Consider the following 15,147-nt stretch of genomic DNA (forward strand, 5'->3'; position numbering starts at 1 on the left):
AATAAAACAAATTATTAAATGGCACGATTTACATTGGCGAGATTTTACTAAAGAGCGCGATCTAGAAAGCGCTCAAGGAAGAATTGAAATCTTAGGAACCATTCCCAATGTCACTGTAAACCTGAAATCCAAGATCAGCTCAGGACAGTTGAAAAACTGGCAAATGAACGCTTCTGTTCAAGGTAGCTTGCCCTGGAATTGGACTATTGATGCGACTTTGCTTCAACCCCTGGATTTCTCTTCAAAACAAGAGGGATTATACACCAAGTTATCTTTAAAAGGCGTGCTTCAAAATTACAATAAAGCCGATTTCACAATGACTATTCATCCAGGCCATTATCGGATGGCAGAAAGCAATCTTATCTCTTTAATACCATTCGAAGGAGGGAATATAAAAATCTCTCTGTCTCCAAAGCAACTCGTTGGACAAGGGATAATGACTCTGGATCCGCATAAAAAAATTAATTTCAACTTTATGTTATCCAATCTTAACTGGCATCATGATCTAAGCAATCAACCACTCGATGCGAAACTGTCCATTCTAGTTGATTCTTTGGATTTTCTACAAAACGTCAGCCCTTATCTACATAATCCCAAAGGACGGTTGCTAGCCTCTCTACAAGCCAAAGGGACTCTAAATAAACCAATAATTGAAAGCCAATTATCGTTAAATAAAGGCTCGGCAACTATCCCTACATTAGGTATTAACATAAGTAATATAGGATTAACAGTTGTTGGAAAAAAAAATCAATGGGAGGCCACTGGTGCCATTTATTCCGCTGATAAAAAACTAACCTTAAAAGGACAAGGTTTTCTCAATAAAGAGCTTAATGGATCTATTGCTGTAGAGGGCTCTAATTTCCCTATCGCTAATAATAAAGAATTCCAAATCAGTATGTCCCCGCAATTAAAGATGCAATTCACACCATCCAAATTTGATATTACAGGAACTATTTTAATTCCTAATGCACATATAAAGCCACAAACATTTACCAATAGTCTTGCCGCATCGGATGATATTGTCTTTAAGAACAAAAATGCTCAATCTCCTATTCCCATGTTAAACACTAATATGTCGGTAAGAGTTGAAATGGGAGAAGAAGTTGAACTAACTTTTAAAGGATTACATGCTAATTTGGCAGGGACAGTGACAGTTAATCAATTGCCGCGAGGAGCTATAACAGCCAACGGCGAGCTAACTGTCAAAAAAGGAGAATACAAAGCTTACGGGCAAGACTTAGCTATTGAACAAGGACAATTAATTTTTACAGGAGGCAGACTGGATAATCCTGGAATCAATATAAAAGCCTCAAAAAACGTATCCAATGCATTTGGAAATTTATCCGGTTCCTCTCAGTTATTTGATTTTAATAACTACAGCAACCTAAATATTGGTAGTAATATCAAAGTTGGAGTAGAGGTGACTGGCCGATTACAATCTCCCAAAATTCAATTATTCTCTACTCCTCCTACCCTCTCTCAAGCAGACATTCTCTCCTTACTAGTTTTAGGACGCCCAGCTAGCCAAGCTAACAAAGCAGGTGCGCAGTTGCTTTTAACAGCGATCTCATCCATGAATCTTGGTACTGGTACCAATGGCGCTCAATTATTAGAACAGTTAAAACAAAAATTAGGATTTGATCTTAGCGTGCAAACTACAGGCACTTATAATCAGTCGACTCAGCAAATCAGCGACTCAACGGGGGTTGTAGTTGGAAAATCCCTTTCAGATCGGATTTATTTAAGTTATAACGTTGGTTTATCTCAAGCGGATCCCAACGTACTAACTTTAAAGTACATACTGAATAAATTTTTAAGCATTCAGGTTAGCAGTAGTGATTCAGGAAACGGTGTGGATGTTCTTTATACTAAAAGTACTCATTCGTTAGGAGAGAATAAAACAAATCAATAACATGCGGTTAATATTTTTGTGGCTTTCACTTAAAATATCCTCTGTACCAGCCAGTCTGGGAAAAAATTGGGGAGGATAGGTAAAGCGTATTTTATCTTCTACTCAGTTTTCCCATAGAAGATGCTTACAGGTCAATAACCTATTTTTGAGGATGTATAAGATATGAATGAATATAATTTGCCTCTAAGATTATCTCGTTTAAGAAGCAACGCAATGTCTCGAGCATTGATGAGAGAAACAAGATTACATACACAACAATTAATCGCACCATTGTTTATTAGTGAATGTTTAACTGAATCAAAAGAAATAAATGCCATGCCTGGGCAATTTCAATTGAGTCTCAATTGTCTCCCTAAAAAAATTGAAACTCTATCAAATTTAGGTATCCCAGCAGTACTTTTATTCGGGATTCCAAAACACAAAGATGCCTGTGGAAGCGAATCTTTTAATAATAAGGGGATTATTCAACAAGCCATCAAAAAAATTAAATCGGTTAATAGTGAAATATTAATTATCACTGATCTTTGTTTTTGTGAATATACTGATCATGGGCACTGTGGAGTTTTGGATGGTACTCAAATTAATACAGATGCCACCTTAACGTTATTAGGAAAACAAGCAGTAAGCCATGCCGAAGCAGGCGCTGACTGGGTTGCTCCCAGTGGTATGACTGATGGTATGGTCCTGGCAATTCGCCAAGCCCTGGATGCTTCCGGATTTCATCAGATCCCTATTTTAAGTTACAGTGCAAAATACTGTTCCTGTCTTTATGGCCCCTTTAGAGAAGCAGCAGAAGGAGCACCCAAATTTGGTGATAGGAAAGCTTATCAAATGGACCTAGCCAATAGCGATGAAGCGTTAAGAGAAACTAGATTAGATTTGGAAGAAGGTACCGATATGATCATGGTAAAACCAGCTGGTTTCTATCTAGATATTATATATAAACTAAAACAGCATTTTCCTGAAGTACCACTTTGTGCTTATCAAGTAAGTGGTGAATATTCCATGATAAAAAATGCTGCAAGAAATCATCTTATCAATGAAGAACAAGCCATGTTTGAAAGCCTCATTGCAATAAAGCGTGCCGGTGCTGATTTTATTATTTCTTATTTCGCTAAGGATGTGGCTAAGTTATTGAACTCACAATTTTATTGAAATTAAATCAAATGAATCAAAACCAGAACTACAAAACAACTATGTAGAGAGAAAGGCTTGCCTCACACAAAACAATTTCATATAGTAAAAAAGATTGGCATGTCTAATCAACTATAATCTAAAAGGAGAAATCAATGAATTTAATGCTTAAGAGTTTATCGGCCCTTGCGATTAGTCTAAGTGCCGCAACAGCTTTTGCAGCCCCGGTTTATTTAACAACTCATAATAACACTAGCGAGGAATCTAATGCTACGTAGCTGGTACTATTCCCTCTCCTTACCCCACACCAGCCCACACTACTCGTCAAGTATACTGGAATATGGTGAGAATGGCTTGCTATGGACATACAACGAATGGAAAATGCGCTGCCTTAATAAAAATGGCAACGAATACTGCTAACCCTATAGATATTGGATACGTCACTATGGATCTGGAAACAGGTGACATTTCTCCTAAAGTTTTATCAGCTAAAGGTTATACTTTGAGAGCAATAGGACCAGCTGAAGCTGAAATTACCAAAGATTAGTACTTTTGTACTGTGTATATGGAAGGTCGGGGCAGTAAGGCCCCTACCCAATTTTAAACCCAGCAATTAATATTATATCGCCATTCAACTACTTAACCTACTGATAAACCGCTTCTTCTCAGCTAAAATAAAGGTAGCCGTTCAGGTACATAACTTGAATCTTGGTGGAATGCCAGAGTTGCGTTCGGTTTTTCGTTCAAGATAGGCCAAATATAGCATTCCGGCGATACAGCGTGAGCAGTTACAATAAAAAAGCCACGTAGATCACGTGGCCTTGCAAGGGAGAAGCAATTACTTGGTTGGAACTGGTGGTGGTTGATCAATAGTCCAAACCACTTGTGCTCCCACCAAGTTAGCACCTGCGGTTCCAGTTGCTGTTACATTGTAACTGGTTGTAGGTGTTAATACATCAGTTCTATTAACCACTGGATCACCGTGAGTAAATAAATGAGTATAGCCTAAATCTACACCAATATTGTTTCTTGCTTGGTAATGTGCGCCAACTGATAATGCCCACCGATCGGTATCAGGTAGACGTACATCTCGATCAATGTCATTAGTAGGTGTTGGGTCGTAACCACCGCCAGCTCGAAGCATCAACTTATCATTGATATAATAGTTAGCACCAACTGCCACGCGTAATGTGTCCGAGTAGTTTTGTGGAGAAGCAGAAGTTACCTTAACCAAGCTTATAGCTCCCGTGCCCGGATTGACAGAAGGTGCTGCCACATTGTTCAACTGGATCACTTTAAAGCTACTCCAGCCTGTATAAACTAAAGAACCCAATAAGGCCAATTTCTCATTGATATCATGATAACCACTAATAGTAATTACGTCCGGTAGATCTATAGAATTACTATACAAATCATCCGTTCTAAAAAGACCAGGTGGTAAATCAGGAGCAAAAATATTTGTCGGATTTGCCAAAGGCCCTGTCAAGCGACTGAAACCATGAAATTCATGCCTCATTTCTGATTGGTAGTTAACCCCTAGACGCGTATGATTATCATTAAACATGCCCAGAACGCCTGCATGGAAACCTACCCCAAAAGAATGACCCTTATTATAAGTAAATGAGTCTGAGAGCATAGGATTAAATGGCGGTATGATATTACCAAAAATAGTGGGAATTCCTATCATACGATTAAATTTAACACGGGCGTATTGCAAATCTAACCCAGCTCCTACAGAGAGATGATCTGTTAATTTCCCACCAATTTCCGGAGAAATATTAGTAGTCAGTAACTCGGTATAGGTTGCTTGGTAGCGCACTGGAGAGGTTGGTCCCCAATTAGTCGACAATCCAAAAGGAGAAACAATACTCAAACCTACAGTCGTACTCTCACCAACTGGCAAAGCGTAATGGAAAGAAGGTACAAAGGCATCTTCTGCTCCATTGACATTATTGAAAACTTCTACATAATCCGGTAATGGAGGTGGTCCAGAAAAGGTGCTAACCCCGCTTAATTTAGCAGTTGGAAATACTCCAACGCCTGAAAATACAGCTTGCTGCTCGCGAATCAGTGTCAATCCAGCCGGATTATACCAACCTGTAGAGGCGTCTGCTGCTTCAGCTGCCACACCCGCAGCAAAGTTACCAGTGGTATACCCTGTGCTTTCAGTATATAAAGAAAATCCTCCTGCATTTACTGCACTTGCAGTAAGAACTCCGAGGACAGCAGTACTAACTAGTGTTCTTAGAGGTTTGTGCCTAATTTTCACTCCACACTCCTTAAATTATTTACATCTAAATTCAAGATAATTAAACCGATGATAAATGAATTTATAGGGTTTTAAAACTGGTAAAAAAAATTATTTCCTATTTTGTCTTATTGCTAGAATGGTTTTATTCATAATGGGTTAATTAAAATAATTGTGATGAAAATTAAGCCATCATATTATTCCCTACTAATTGGCTCTTTGGGGCAAAGCCAAAATGGTATTTTTGATTAATGTTTCATAATCATTGCTTTTTGAATATAATTAGGCCATTTTTTGAAATCGGAGTTAATGAATGTCTTTCAATTGGGAACAAATAGCTGATGATCTTAAAAATACCAAGTCACAGGATAATGCATTTCAATCTCTTAAATTGCATTATAAAAATGAGAATGTTAATCAAATTTTAGCGCACCTCATCGAAGAATTTTGGCAAATTTATGAACAAAATAAATTTAAAGAAATTACAAATGAAAAAAAACAAGCATTTGATTTGATAGTCTATTTTTTATGTTTTAAGGGAGCTAAATTAGATAAGTCTCTAACTAATTTTTCTCTTATTAGAGAAATAAATGCAATCATTAGAGAAGGTATTAGTATAAAAGAGCTACAAGTAGCAGATATTGCTCGTGATGAAGGTTCACTGGCTACTAGCTATTACTTAGATAATTTATTGAAATCCAGAAAAGCATTAGGATGGAGTCCCGATAAAAAACCTTATTATACCCTCGCAGTGGCAAAACAACAGGAAATTGAATCTGAATATTTAATAGGCTGTTTAGGCGTTTTACTTATAAGCATCACCGCACCGTCTCTTATATGGCTTGTCCCCACACTTTTTTTGGTATTCATGGGCGCAACTATTTTACCAGTTGGTTTAATTATAGCACTCCCTGCCGCTATAGGTGTCTTGACGCTAGCCGGTTTAACGTATCATTCTGTGAATACATTCATTGAATACAATGCTGCAAGTTCTGAAATTAAACAAGTTGAAAAAGAATATTGTAAATTTTTCTCTCATAATGAATCTTTAAATCACCAAACGCAAAAGGGAATTCAAGATGCAAATTACTCAGAGCATCTCGAAGATGCTTATTTCAACGGTTCAGTTCTAGGAGCTTCAATATAAATTTTAAGAAACATTGACATCATTTATAACTTAATTTTATTAACGTTTAAATGATGTCAAACTTGTGCCGCCATGAGTACAAAACCAAAGCAAGGTAAGGCCAGAATTATACCCTAGTGCACGCATCCTCTTTATTAACCACGTTAGCCCAAGTTGCGAATTGTATACCACTGATAAATATCTTGCTAAATGATAATTATCCGTACTATTATCTATAGGTAGAAAAATTTTGTAATACTATAATTATAAAGAAAAAGTTCCATAAAACTACAAAAGTGATAGAACCGGCGTTAGGGGTTGTTGTACTTATGTTATTGCGATTTCTACTTAAGGTAATCTGCGACTATGTACATACAAGGATGTTTAAACAACACAGTTGTATTGGATAATCCCAATTCTGGAGATAATGATTTATTTTTTGTTCAAGATCCTTTTTCGTTACTTTCTCACAGATTGCTGCAACAAAACACCAATGCTGAATTAGAAAAAGATACAGAAATAAGCATAAATCAAACTCATGAAGGTCAAGACGCGCAGCAACCGTTATATTTTATGCCATCATTGTTTTTGCAATTACAGGATACTGATTATCAACGGATAGAAAATAATGATGACTTACCTTCGATCCAGAATAAAAGCTCAATTTTATCTCCACCATACGCTTCGAAATATTACTCTACAACAGAAGCACTCCTTGTTCCCACAAATAATTCGCAGCAATATGATTCAAGTGAAGTAAAGCAACAAAATGAATTCCAACCAATAAATCACAATATAGATAGGACTGATACCTCAAAAACAATCTTGACTGAGCAGAATGGGTTTGGAGAGAAAACATCAGTCATACCTGATTTAATTGTTAAAAAAGAACCTCTGAATAAAACTGATTTTGAATCAAACATACTTACTTTAAAAAATTTAGCAGTGGATCTACCTAAAGAAACACTTGATTTTATAAATAAAAACAAACAAGTAGCACCTATACAAGATACTGATGTTCTCCTCAATCAATTACCCAAGAAAAACCAACAATCACAGCATGTGCATGTTGCAGAATATACCGCAAATAGAGAAATGCTAACTAGTCCTGAACAACTCGAATCCCACGTTGAAAAGGTATTGAGTCCTAATAGTCAATCGCAGCAATCTGGTCTTGCTAAGGAAGATCTAAGTTATGAATTTCTTCCCAAATTAACTTATCAAAATTGGTTACCAAAAGAAGAACAAAACATCACTCCAGAATTTGCAATAAAAGAATCCAGCAATTTCAATGTATCCTCACAAAAAACATTTAATACCGTTTGGGAGTCACAGGATGGACCATTAACAGAAGAAACTCTTAGAAAATTAACTTTACATATTAATCAAAAAGAGCTTGGGGACATTACTGCAAAAATCGAGATTATTGATAAACAATCGAAGATTTACTTTTTTACTGAAACGAATGAAACCAAGCAATTAATACAACATCATGTATCTCATCTCAAAGAAATATTTAACAATGCAGAGCTTCAACTTGTACAAACTACGATTCAATATCAATCTGGTAAACAAGATAACCCCAAAGAACAATCTAGATCACCCTCATTTAATAATGATGAAGAAGTGAAGCAGGAATTGAGACAAGAAAAAAATAAACTTATAACATCAATTGTAGATACTTATGCTTGATGCATGGTATTCAAGGGAGCACATATGACTGGTTTGATTAATTTTGACCGAGAAACACAGGCACTAAATCTCTGTGAAATGAGAGCTAACTTAATTGCACGTAATCTCGCAAATACCAATACTCCAAATTTCAAAGCCCAAGATTTAAATTTTGGTGAAGCCATGGACAGAGTGAGCAGCGGCTCTTCCTTAAACCAAACTCACGTAAATCACTTGAGTGGAGAAGACCTGCAAACCAATAAGTCCATTTACTATCGCGTACCAATGCAACAAAAGATTAATGAGAATACCGTGGATGATGAAATTGAGCGTAAAAACTTCATTGAAAACTCTTTACGGTATCAAATGACCATAGGATCAATAGAACGAAAAGCCGCTCAGTATATAAAAGCGATTAGAGGAGAATAGATTAGATGGATTCCATATTAAATATTGCTGCCAGTTCAATGTCTGCAGAAAATGAACGTCTTACAATGATTGCTAGAAATATTGCAAACAGTTCAACGATAGGCAGCTCTCCACAAGAAACATACAGAGCAAAACACCCCATATTCTCTGAGGTTCAAGAAAACTTAATAGGGATAATTCCAAGCGAGCAACCTATTGGTGGCGTGAGGATAACCGGTGTGTATAAAAGTAATAACCCTTTAGATTGGAGATTAGAACCAGGCAATCCACTTGCCGATAAAGATGGGAAAGTTTACATAACTGATGTAAACCCTATCAATGAAATGGCCGACATGATCTCTGCTTCAAAACAGTATCAAGCTTCAGTAGAAGTATTAACTACAGCGAAAGACTTGAAAATGCAGGTTATTAAAGCAATTAATAATATTTAATACATTTTAATTCCTTACGCAGTTTGTAGGTTTAAAAATTGAGGCCAAGATGATTAATACAAACACTACTTTAACAAATCAAACTAATGCTTTATCACCAAATATAAATACCAATCAATTATCTAAAGATAGTTTTTTGAAATTATTACTGACACAAATGAAAATGCAAAATCCATTAAATCCTTTTGATGCCAGTACGATGATGCAACAAATGGCTCAGCTTACCGGTTTGAGCGCCTCTGAAGAGATGGTAAAAAGTGTGGACCAGTTGAAAGTTAACCTAGGCACATCACAGGTACTTGAGGCAGCACAAGTAGTGGGCAAGGATATTCAAGTGTTAAGTGATAGGTTACAGTTGCAAGATAATAAAGTGGCTCAGGGCTCAGTAATAGTACCCACTGGCGTCGAAGAAATTGAACTAACCATTCAAGACAGTAGCGGCAAACCCATTAAAACCATTAAATTAAATGCTCCATCTGAAGGTGTACTCGATTTTACTTGGGATGGACTTGATGAAAAATCAAATCCAGTTTCAGCCGGGTTTTATAAAATTGAAGCCAAAAGCCTTGTTGGAGGCCAATATGTTAAATTAAACACAGCAACAACAGTTCGTGTAAACAGTGTGGCTTTTGATAAAGCAAATGGTAGTGTTATTTTGAATGTTGATGGATTAGGTGGAATTCCTATGGGAGATGTAGTTAAGATATTGTAAGTTGATTTCTATTAATTTAGATTGATATTAAACGATAACGGTAAATCGTAAAGGATTAAGTGATAAGACACTCAATGAACTGATAAGGAGATCATCATGGGCATTGGAAGCATTGCTACAACAGGTTTACAAGCTGCTCTTTCGCATATGGAAGCTATAAGTAATAATATTGCTAATGTGAATACCATTGGTTACAAAAAATCCTATATCAATTTTGCAGATATTTATAGCAGTAACGGTACGAGCAACCATAGTTTGGGAATGGGTACTAGAATAAAATCAGTTAATCAAGATTTTTCCTTGGGAAGAATAGAAACTTCTCAAAGTGGGCTTGATGTGAGTCTTGCTCGAGATGGATTTATGATTCAGCGCAATCCTGCAAATGGTCTAGTGAGCTATACTCGCTGTGGGAGACTCAATTTTGATAATCAAGGTTATCTGGTCGGATATGAAGGAATCCTGCAAGGCTATCCTGCAATCAACGGTGTGTTGCAAACTTCAGCAAAACCAGTAGACTTACAATTTCCCAATTCACCTCTAGCTGCACAAGCCACTACTTCTATAGATATGAGTGTGAATCTTGATTCAAATGCGAATATAATTTCGTCTCCCTTCAATGCTAATGACCCCAGTACTTATAATTTTCGCTCCGATCAAACCATCTATGATAGTTTAGGTAATTCCTATCTTGCTTCACTATTTTATGTTAAAACCGCAGATAATTCATGGACCACACAAGTCTCTGTTGATAACCAAATTGTAGGTAATGGCACTTTATCATTTACAAACAGTGGCGCATTATCTTCGGTAACAGGACTCTCAGGATTAAACTGGGCCCCAATAAATGGTGCCGCACCAGGTACATTTAATATTAGTCTTAACAACTCAACTCAATATGCTGGAGACTCCAAAACATACGATCATAATCAAGATGGCTATCCTTCCGGTACCCCAGTCGGATGTAATCTTGATGAAAATGGGTGCCTTAACATCGCCTACAGTAACGGGATATCCCGGATCGAAGGGCAAATTGCAGTTGCACGATTTAAATCAAATCAAGGTCTGGCAAGATCGGAAAATATGTCCTGGTTACCTACTTCAAGCTCAGGAGAGCCAATTCTTGATTCAAAAGCGAGTGATTCTGGTTTTATTGTGGGTTCTGTTGAATATTCCAATGTTGACTTAACAGAAGAATTAGTAAATCTTATTTCTGCTCAGCATGATTTCCAAGCGAATGCTCAAGCACAACAAACATACAACCAAGTCTTACAAACAATTGAAAAAATCTAGTGAACTAAGGGAATAATTCATGTTAGAACATTCGCTGTATGTTAATGCAAATGGTGGCAAACAAATAGTCACTAATATGCAAGTAATCGCTAATAATTTAGCGAATATAAGTACAACTGCTTTCCGTGCTGATTATAAAAATGTTGTGAATACAGATTCAATTAAGAATGAGGATAGAAAAAGGGTTATTCAAAATAACTTGATTTATACTGATCCAAAACCTGGGGCAATCAATTATACTGGTAGGAATTTAGACATAGCGATAGATGGAATTAATGGCTACCTTGCAGTACAAACTCAGTCAGGCCAATTAGGATATACGCGCGCTGGCAGCTTAGATATTACTTCTCAAGGTCTTTTGGTAACCAGTAAAGGAGATATTGTTTTGGGAACTACAGGGGTCATTACAGTTCCCCCATCATCTAAAGTTACTATTGATAAAAATGGCGTTGTTTATGCGCAACTACCTGGAGAGCCAGCTACTACACTTTCGGAAGTAGGAAAAATTAATCTTGTGGAAGCAGAACCTGCCAATATGAAAAAAGGAAATGACGGTTTATTTTATCCTAATGGAAATTTTCTTCCTACTCCTGCAGTTAATATCAAGCTTATTCCAGAGTCGTTAGAAGGTAGTAATGTTGATCCCATCCGTTGCTTAACAGAACTGATTGAAAGCTCACGACAATTTGACATACATACAAAATTGATGAGAGAAGCAAGTGAAAATGCTACAAAATCAAATCAATTATTGAATATAACAACCTAAATTAGGAGTCTCAGAAATGGATTTGGCATTATGGGTTGCAAAATCGGGTTTGGAAGCACATCATAAAAATATTGCTATCATCAGTAATAATTTAGCAAACGCCAGTACAACAGGTTTTAAGAAAAATCGCCCTGAATTTGCCGATTTAGCATATCAAGCGATTATTCAGCCTGGTTCTTCATCAACTGCCCAAACAAAAATACCAGGCGGTGTAATGATTGGTACGGGAGTAAAACTTGCAGATAACAAAAAAATATTTACCCAAGGTCCCGCTCAGCAAACAGACAACGCTTTGGATATCGCTATTGAAGGTAGGGGTTTTTTACAAATCCAAATCCCCAACCAAAGCGAATTCGCTTACACCAGGACAGGATCCTTACAAGTAAACGAACAAGGCCAATTGGTTTTACATAATGGTTATGTAGTACAACCCCCTATTACGTTACCGCCTGAAGTACAGAATATCTCCATAAGCCAAGATGGTGTTATTTCTGTAACTTCAGGCTCGGGCACAGAAGAGCAAGTAGGACAATTAGAGTTAGTTGATTTTGTTAATCCCACTGGCCTTGAGGCTTTAGGGGATAATCTTTATAAAGAGACTCTCATTAGTGGCGCTCCAGTAACTGGTACAGCAACACAAAACGGGTTTGGAACAGTTCGCCAATACCAACTTGAAGCTTCAAACGTCAATGTTGTTGAAGAAATGGTTAATTTAATTGAAGCTCAAAGAGCGTTTGAAATGACCTCAAAAGTTGTTTCGGCTATTGACAACATGTATCAGAAATTAGATAGGGAAACCTAATTTTGAAGAAATTGATTTGGATTGTATCTATTTTGCTAACTGGGTGTAATGGTTTTTTGGGCCATGACGATTCTTTTTTTCCAGGCTTGCCTGCAAACATCCCTCCTCCCCCTAAAAGGAATGGCACTATTTATCAACCAGGTTACGAGATGACTTTATATCAAGATAAAATTGCTCGAAGGGTTGGTGATGTACTTACTATAAGGCTTGAAGAAACCACTAAAGGGGAATACAAGTCTAAAACTAAAACTGATAAAAAAGCACAACTGAATTACCCAACCCCCATATTTTATGGACAAGTTTTGCCAGAATTACAAGTCCAAACGAACACTCAGCAAACTTTTGATGGCAGTGGTAATAGTGATCAAAGCAATAAGTTGATGGGTACAATGTCAGTAACTGTTATTGATGTCATGGCGAATGGAAATTTAGTCGTACAAGGTGAGAGCTGGGTAAACATTAATCAAGGACGCGAATATTTACGCTTAAGAGGAATTGTTCGTCAAATTGATATTAGCCCAGATAATATTGTGTCCTCACAAAGAATTGCAGATGCACAAATAAATTACGGTGCTCAGGGACAGGCGGGTTATGCAAGCTCTGGAGGATTGATTACTAAATTATTTAACCGTTTTTATCCTTATTAAGGCTGAAAATAAATGGGAGTGACTCATGAGCTCATTATTTGATATTGGTTTGAGTGGTGTTTCTGCAGTAAAAAATGCGATGAATTTAACCGCCAATAATATCGCTAATGCGAATAATCCTTTTTATTGTCGCAGAATGGTTAATTTTCATGAAGCAATGCCTAGTTTATTTGGTAATGGGGTTACACTTGGAGATGTCAGCCGTATATCCAGTAATTTTTTAGATAGTCAACTCATCAGATCATATAGTGATTTATCGAAATCCTCGCTTTTGTATAATAATTTTAAAAGCTTAGAAACCCTTTTAGATAATGAAGATACAAGTGTCAGTAAATTTATTAATACCGCATTAAATGCCTTAGAGTCTTTGAATGTAACTCCGTCTTCCTATGAGGGTCGAAATTATTATTTAGATTCTTTAAAAAACATAAGCAAAAGAATTAATTCAGTTAGTCAAACATTAAATCAGGAACGCGTCAATTCACAAACTTCGTTACATCAAAAGATAAGCAGAGTAAATTCCTTGTTATCGAAGCTTGGTGAACTAAATCAAAAGCTAAAGACTCAGACTCCTGATAATCAGATGAATCTATTAGACCAAAAAGATGAGTTACTGAGTTCTTTAGCGGAACTTATCTCATTTCAATATCAGGATGATGGCTTTGGGGGAGTAGAAATCAGCCTTGAAAATGGCGTTTCTTTGCTTGATAAAGCTCATGTTGCTACCTTCACAACTCAGAATGATCCCTCAACTCCAGGAGCAATTGATGTCTTTGTTGAGAATGAGGCCTCTAGGATACCTGTTACAGAAATTCTCACGGGTGGAGAAATTTCCGGCTTACTCGATTACAACAATAATACGTTAAATCTGTTGGAGCATAAATTAAATAGACTAGCTACCGCTTTAGCTTACACTATGAATCATCAAAATCAATTAGGTATTGATGCACGAGGAAATTTAGGCGGAATGATTTTTAACGATGTAAATGACCCTGCTTTAGCCCAAAAACGTGTTGTTGCTGCAGCGTCAAATCAAGGAATTGCCCAGATGAATGTAACAATCAATGGGTCAAGTGATTTGACTGAGAGTGACTATCAACTGATTTTTGATAGCCCAAATCATTTTAATTTAATTCGTATAAGTGATGGTAATGTAGTAAATAGTGGTTCATTAAATTCATTCCCTGCTGAAATTTCTGCTGATGGTTTTTCCATAAATATTAACAACATCAATGTGGTTATTGGTGATAGCTATTTTATTAATCCGACCCTGGATTTTGCTCATCAACTTAATATCACAGCAAAGGAGGGCAGCCAACTCGCTTTAGGTTTTCCAGTTACTGCTTCTGCCAACTTGCAAAACAGTGGACAGGGGCAATTCATATTACTGAGATTACTGATACCTCTAATAGCTCTTTCTCTTTGGCAAAACAACTTAACCCCCCTATAAAAATAGTATTTTTAAATGAATCTTCATATCAACTTGTAAATGCAAATGACAATTCGATCATTGAAGATAACATTCCTTATAATGCCGGAAGTGGCAGCACAGTCTTTCCTACACCGGGAGGGTTTGATCCTGGTTACCGAGTTTCTTTATCGGGTGCAATGACAACAGGAGATAGTTTTTCGTTAGATTATAATGTCAATGGAGATAGTGATAATCGCAATGGCTTATTATTCTCCAAACTTTTTTTAGATGGTTCAATCGATGGAAATAACCTAACATTGACACAGGCTTATCAAGATTTTATGTTTCGAATTTCTGTGTTAACAAATGAGTCTCAAATCAACCAAAAAGCGGCTGATAATTTTCAAAATCAACTTCAATCGATGCATGATACAATATCAGGTGTGAGCCTTGAAGAAGAAGCGATGAATTTATCGAGATTGCAAGAATTTTACTTAGCAAATGCTCAAATACTTGAAGCGGCAAAATTAACAATGGATTCGATATTCTCACTATTTAGGGGGTAGTT

Annotated in this window: 14 protein-coding genes and 1 pseudogene; 14 read left to right on the forward strand and 1 reads right to left on the reverse strand. The window is 36.7% G+C overall.

The features are described 5' to 3' along the window. Positions 1-163 precede the first annotated feature (163 nt). From OK13_RS04305 to OK13_RS15995, 3 genes and pseudogenes are all read left to right on the forward strand, one after another. Positions 164-1,912, forward strand: coding sequence for a translocation/assembly module TamB domain-containing protein (locus tag OK13_RS04305; protein WP_241480403.1), 1,749 nt, complete (start codon positions 164-166; stop codon positions 1,910-1,912). Positions 1,913-2,074: 162 nt separating this feature from the next. Beyond that, entirely contained in the window at positions 2,075-3,067 is a 993-nt protein-coding gene (gene hemB / locus OK13_RS04310) for a porphobilinogen synthase (protein ID WP_035888040.1), read from the forward strand. Between the two features lie 134 nt (positions 3,068-3,201). Continuing rightward, a pseudogene (locus OK13_RS15995) lies at positions 3,202-3,593 on the forward strand (hypothetical protein). A gap of 291 nt (positions 3,594-3,884) precedes the next feature. Here the strand turns inward: OK13_RS15995 and OK13_RS04320 are convergent. After that, positions 3,885-5,315, reverse strand: coding sequence for an OmpP1/FadL family transporter (locus OK13_RS04320; protein ID WP_035888042.1), 1,431 nt, complete (start codon positions 5,313-5,315; stop codon positions 3,885-3,887). Between the two features lie 292 nt (positions 5,316-5,607). Here OK13_RS04320 and OK13_RS04325 point away from each other — a divergent pair, with 292 nt between their 5' ends. From OK13_RS04325 to OK13_RS04375, 11 genes are all read left to right on the forward strand, one after another. Then, positions 5,608-6,441 carry a hypothetical protein gene (locus OK13_RS04325; RefSeq protein ID WP_035888044.1) on the forward strand — a complete coding sequence of 278 codons (834 nt, stop codon included), beginning with the start codon at positions 5,608-5,610 and terminating at the stop codon, positions 6,439-6,441. Positions 6,442-6,786: 345 nt separating this feature from the next. Next, positions 6,787-8,112, forward strand: a complete 1,326-nt coding sequence (gene fliK / locus OK13_RS04330; RefSeq protein ID WP_035888046.1) for a flagellar hook-length control protein FliK — start codon at positions 6,787-6,789, stop codon at positions 8,110-8,112. A gap of 24 nt (positions 8,113-8,136) precedes the next feature. After that, entirely contained in the window at positions 8,137-8,520 is a 384-nt protein-coding gene (flgB, locus tag OK13_RS04335; RefSeq protein ID WP_035888047.1) for a flagellar basal body rod protein FlgB, read from the forward strand. A 5-nt stretch (positions 8,521-8,525) separates the two neighbouring features. Then, the gene (gene flgC / locus OK13_RS04340) at positions 8,526-8,951 is read left to right on the forward strand and encodes a flagellar basal body rod protein FlgC (RefSeq protein WP_035888048.1); all 426 of its coding nucleotides are present in this window, start codon (positions 8,526-8,528) and stop codon (positions 8,949-8,951) included. 49 nt (positions 8,952-9,000) lie between these two features. Further along, on the forward strand, positions 9,001-9,663 hold the full coding sequence (locus OK13_RS04345; protein WP_035888049.1) for a flagellar hook assembly protein FlgD: 663 nt from the start codon (positions 9,001-9,003) through the stop codon (positions 9,661-9,663). A 96-nt stretch (positions 9,664-9,759) separates the two neighbouring features. Continuing rightward, positions 9,760-10,953 carry a flagellar hook protein FlgE gene (locus tag OK13_RS04350; protein ID WP_035888051.1) on the forward strand — a complete coding sequence of 398 codons (1,194 nt, stop codon included), beginning with the start codon at positions 9,760-9,762 and terminating at the stop codon, positions 10,951-10,953. 19 nt (positions 10,954-10,972) lie between these two features. After that, positions 10,973-11,719, forward strand: coding sequence for a flagellar basal body rod protein FlgF (locus tag OK13_RS04355; RefSeq protein WP_052117558.1), 747 nt, complete (start codon positions 10,973-10,975; stop codon positions 11,717-11,719). 16 nt (positions 11,720-11,735) lie between these two features. Next, positions 11,736-12,521, forward strand: a complete 786-nt coding sequence (gene flgG / locus OK13_RS04360) for a flagellar basal-body rod protein FlgG (protein ID WP_035888053.1) — start codon at positions 11,736-11,738, stop codon at positions 12,519-12,521. Between the two features lie 2 nt (positions 12,522-12,523). Then, positions 12,524-13,168: a flagellar basal body L-ring protein FlgH gene (locus OK13_RS04365; RefSeq protein ID WP_052117559.1), complete on the forward strand. Its 645-nt coding sequence runs from the start codon at positions 12,524-12,526 to the stop codon at positions 13,166-13,168. 25 nt (positions 13,169-13,193) lie between these two features. Beyond that, a complete protein-coding gene (gene flgK / locus OK13_RS04370) occupies positions 13,194-14,618 on the forward strand; it encodes a flagellar hook-associated protein FlgK (RefSeq protein ID WP_035888055.1) in 1,425 nt (474 codons plus the stop codon). Continuing rightward, positions 14,591-15,145, forward strand: coding sequence for a hypothetical protein (locus OK13_RS04375; protein ID WP_035888057.1), 555 nt, complete (start codon positions 14,591-14,593; stop codon positions 15,143-15,145). Before flgK ends, OK13_RS04375 begins: the two co-directional genes overlap by 28 nt. Positions 15,146-15,147: the final 2 nt, after the last annotated feature.

Origin of the sequence: Legionella norrlandica (assembly GCF_000770585.1) — a bacterium.
Lineage (GTDB): Bacteria > Pseudomonadota > Gammaproteobacteria > Legionellales > Legionellaceae > Legionella > Legionella norrlandica.

Coding starts and splice junctions, on each gene's coding strand:
- OK13_RS04355 (WP_052117558.1), top strand. CDS start 10,973: ATGTTAGAACATTCGCTGTATGTTAATGCAAATGGTGGCAAACAAATA.
- OK13_RS04345 (WP_035888049.1), top strand. CDS start 9,001: ATGATTAATACAAACACTACTTTAACAAATCAAACTAATGCTTTATCA.
- flgK (WP_035888055.1), top strand. CDS start 13,194: ATGAGCTCATTATTTGATATTGGTTTGAGTGGTGTTTCTGCAGTAAAA.
- hemB (WP_035888040.1), top strand. CDS start 2,075: ATGAATGAATATAATTTGCCTCTAAGATTATCTCGTTTAAGAAGCAAC.
- OK13_RS04305 (WP_241480403.1), top strand. CDS start 164: ATGAACGCTTCTGTTCAAGGTAGCTTGCCCTGGAATTGGACTATTGAT.
- flgB (WP_035888047.1), top strand. CDS start 8,137: ATGACTGGTTTGATTAATTTTGACCGAGAAACACAGGCACTAAATCTC.
- flgG (WP_035888053.1), top strand. CDS start 11,736: ATGGATTTGGCATTATGGGTTGCAAAATCGGGTTTGGAAGCACATCAT.
- flgC (WP_035888048.1), top strand. CDS start 8,526: ATGGATTCCATATTAAATATTGCTGCCAGTTCAATGTCTGCAGAAAAT.
- fliK (WP_035888046.1), top strand. CDS start 6,787: ATGTACATACAAGGATGTTTAAACAACACAGTTGTATTGGATAATCCC.
- OK13_RS04325 (WP_035888044.1), top strand. CDS start 5,608: ATGTCTTTCAATTGGGAACAAATAGCTGATGATCTTAAAAATACCAAG.
- OK13_RS04350 (WP_035888051.1), top strand. CDS start 9,760: ATGGGCATTGGAAGCATTGCTACAACAGGTTTACAAGCTGCTCTTTCG.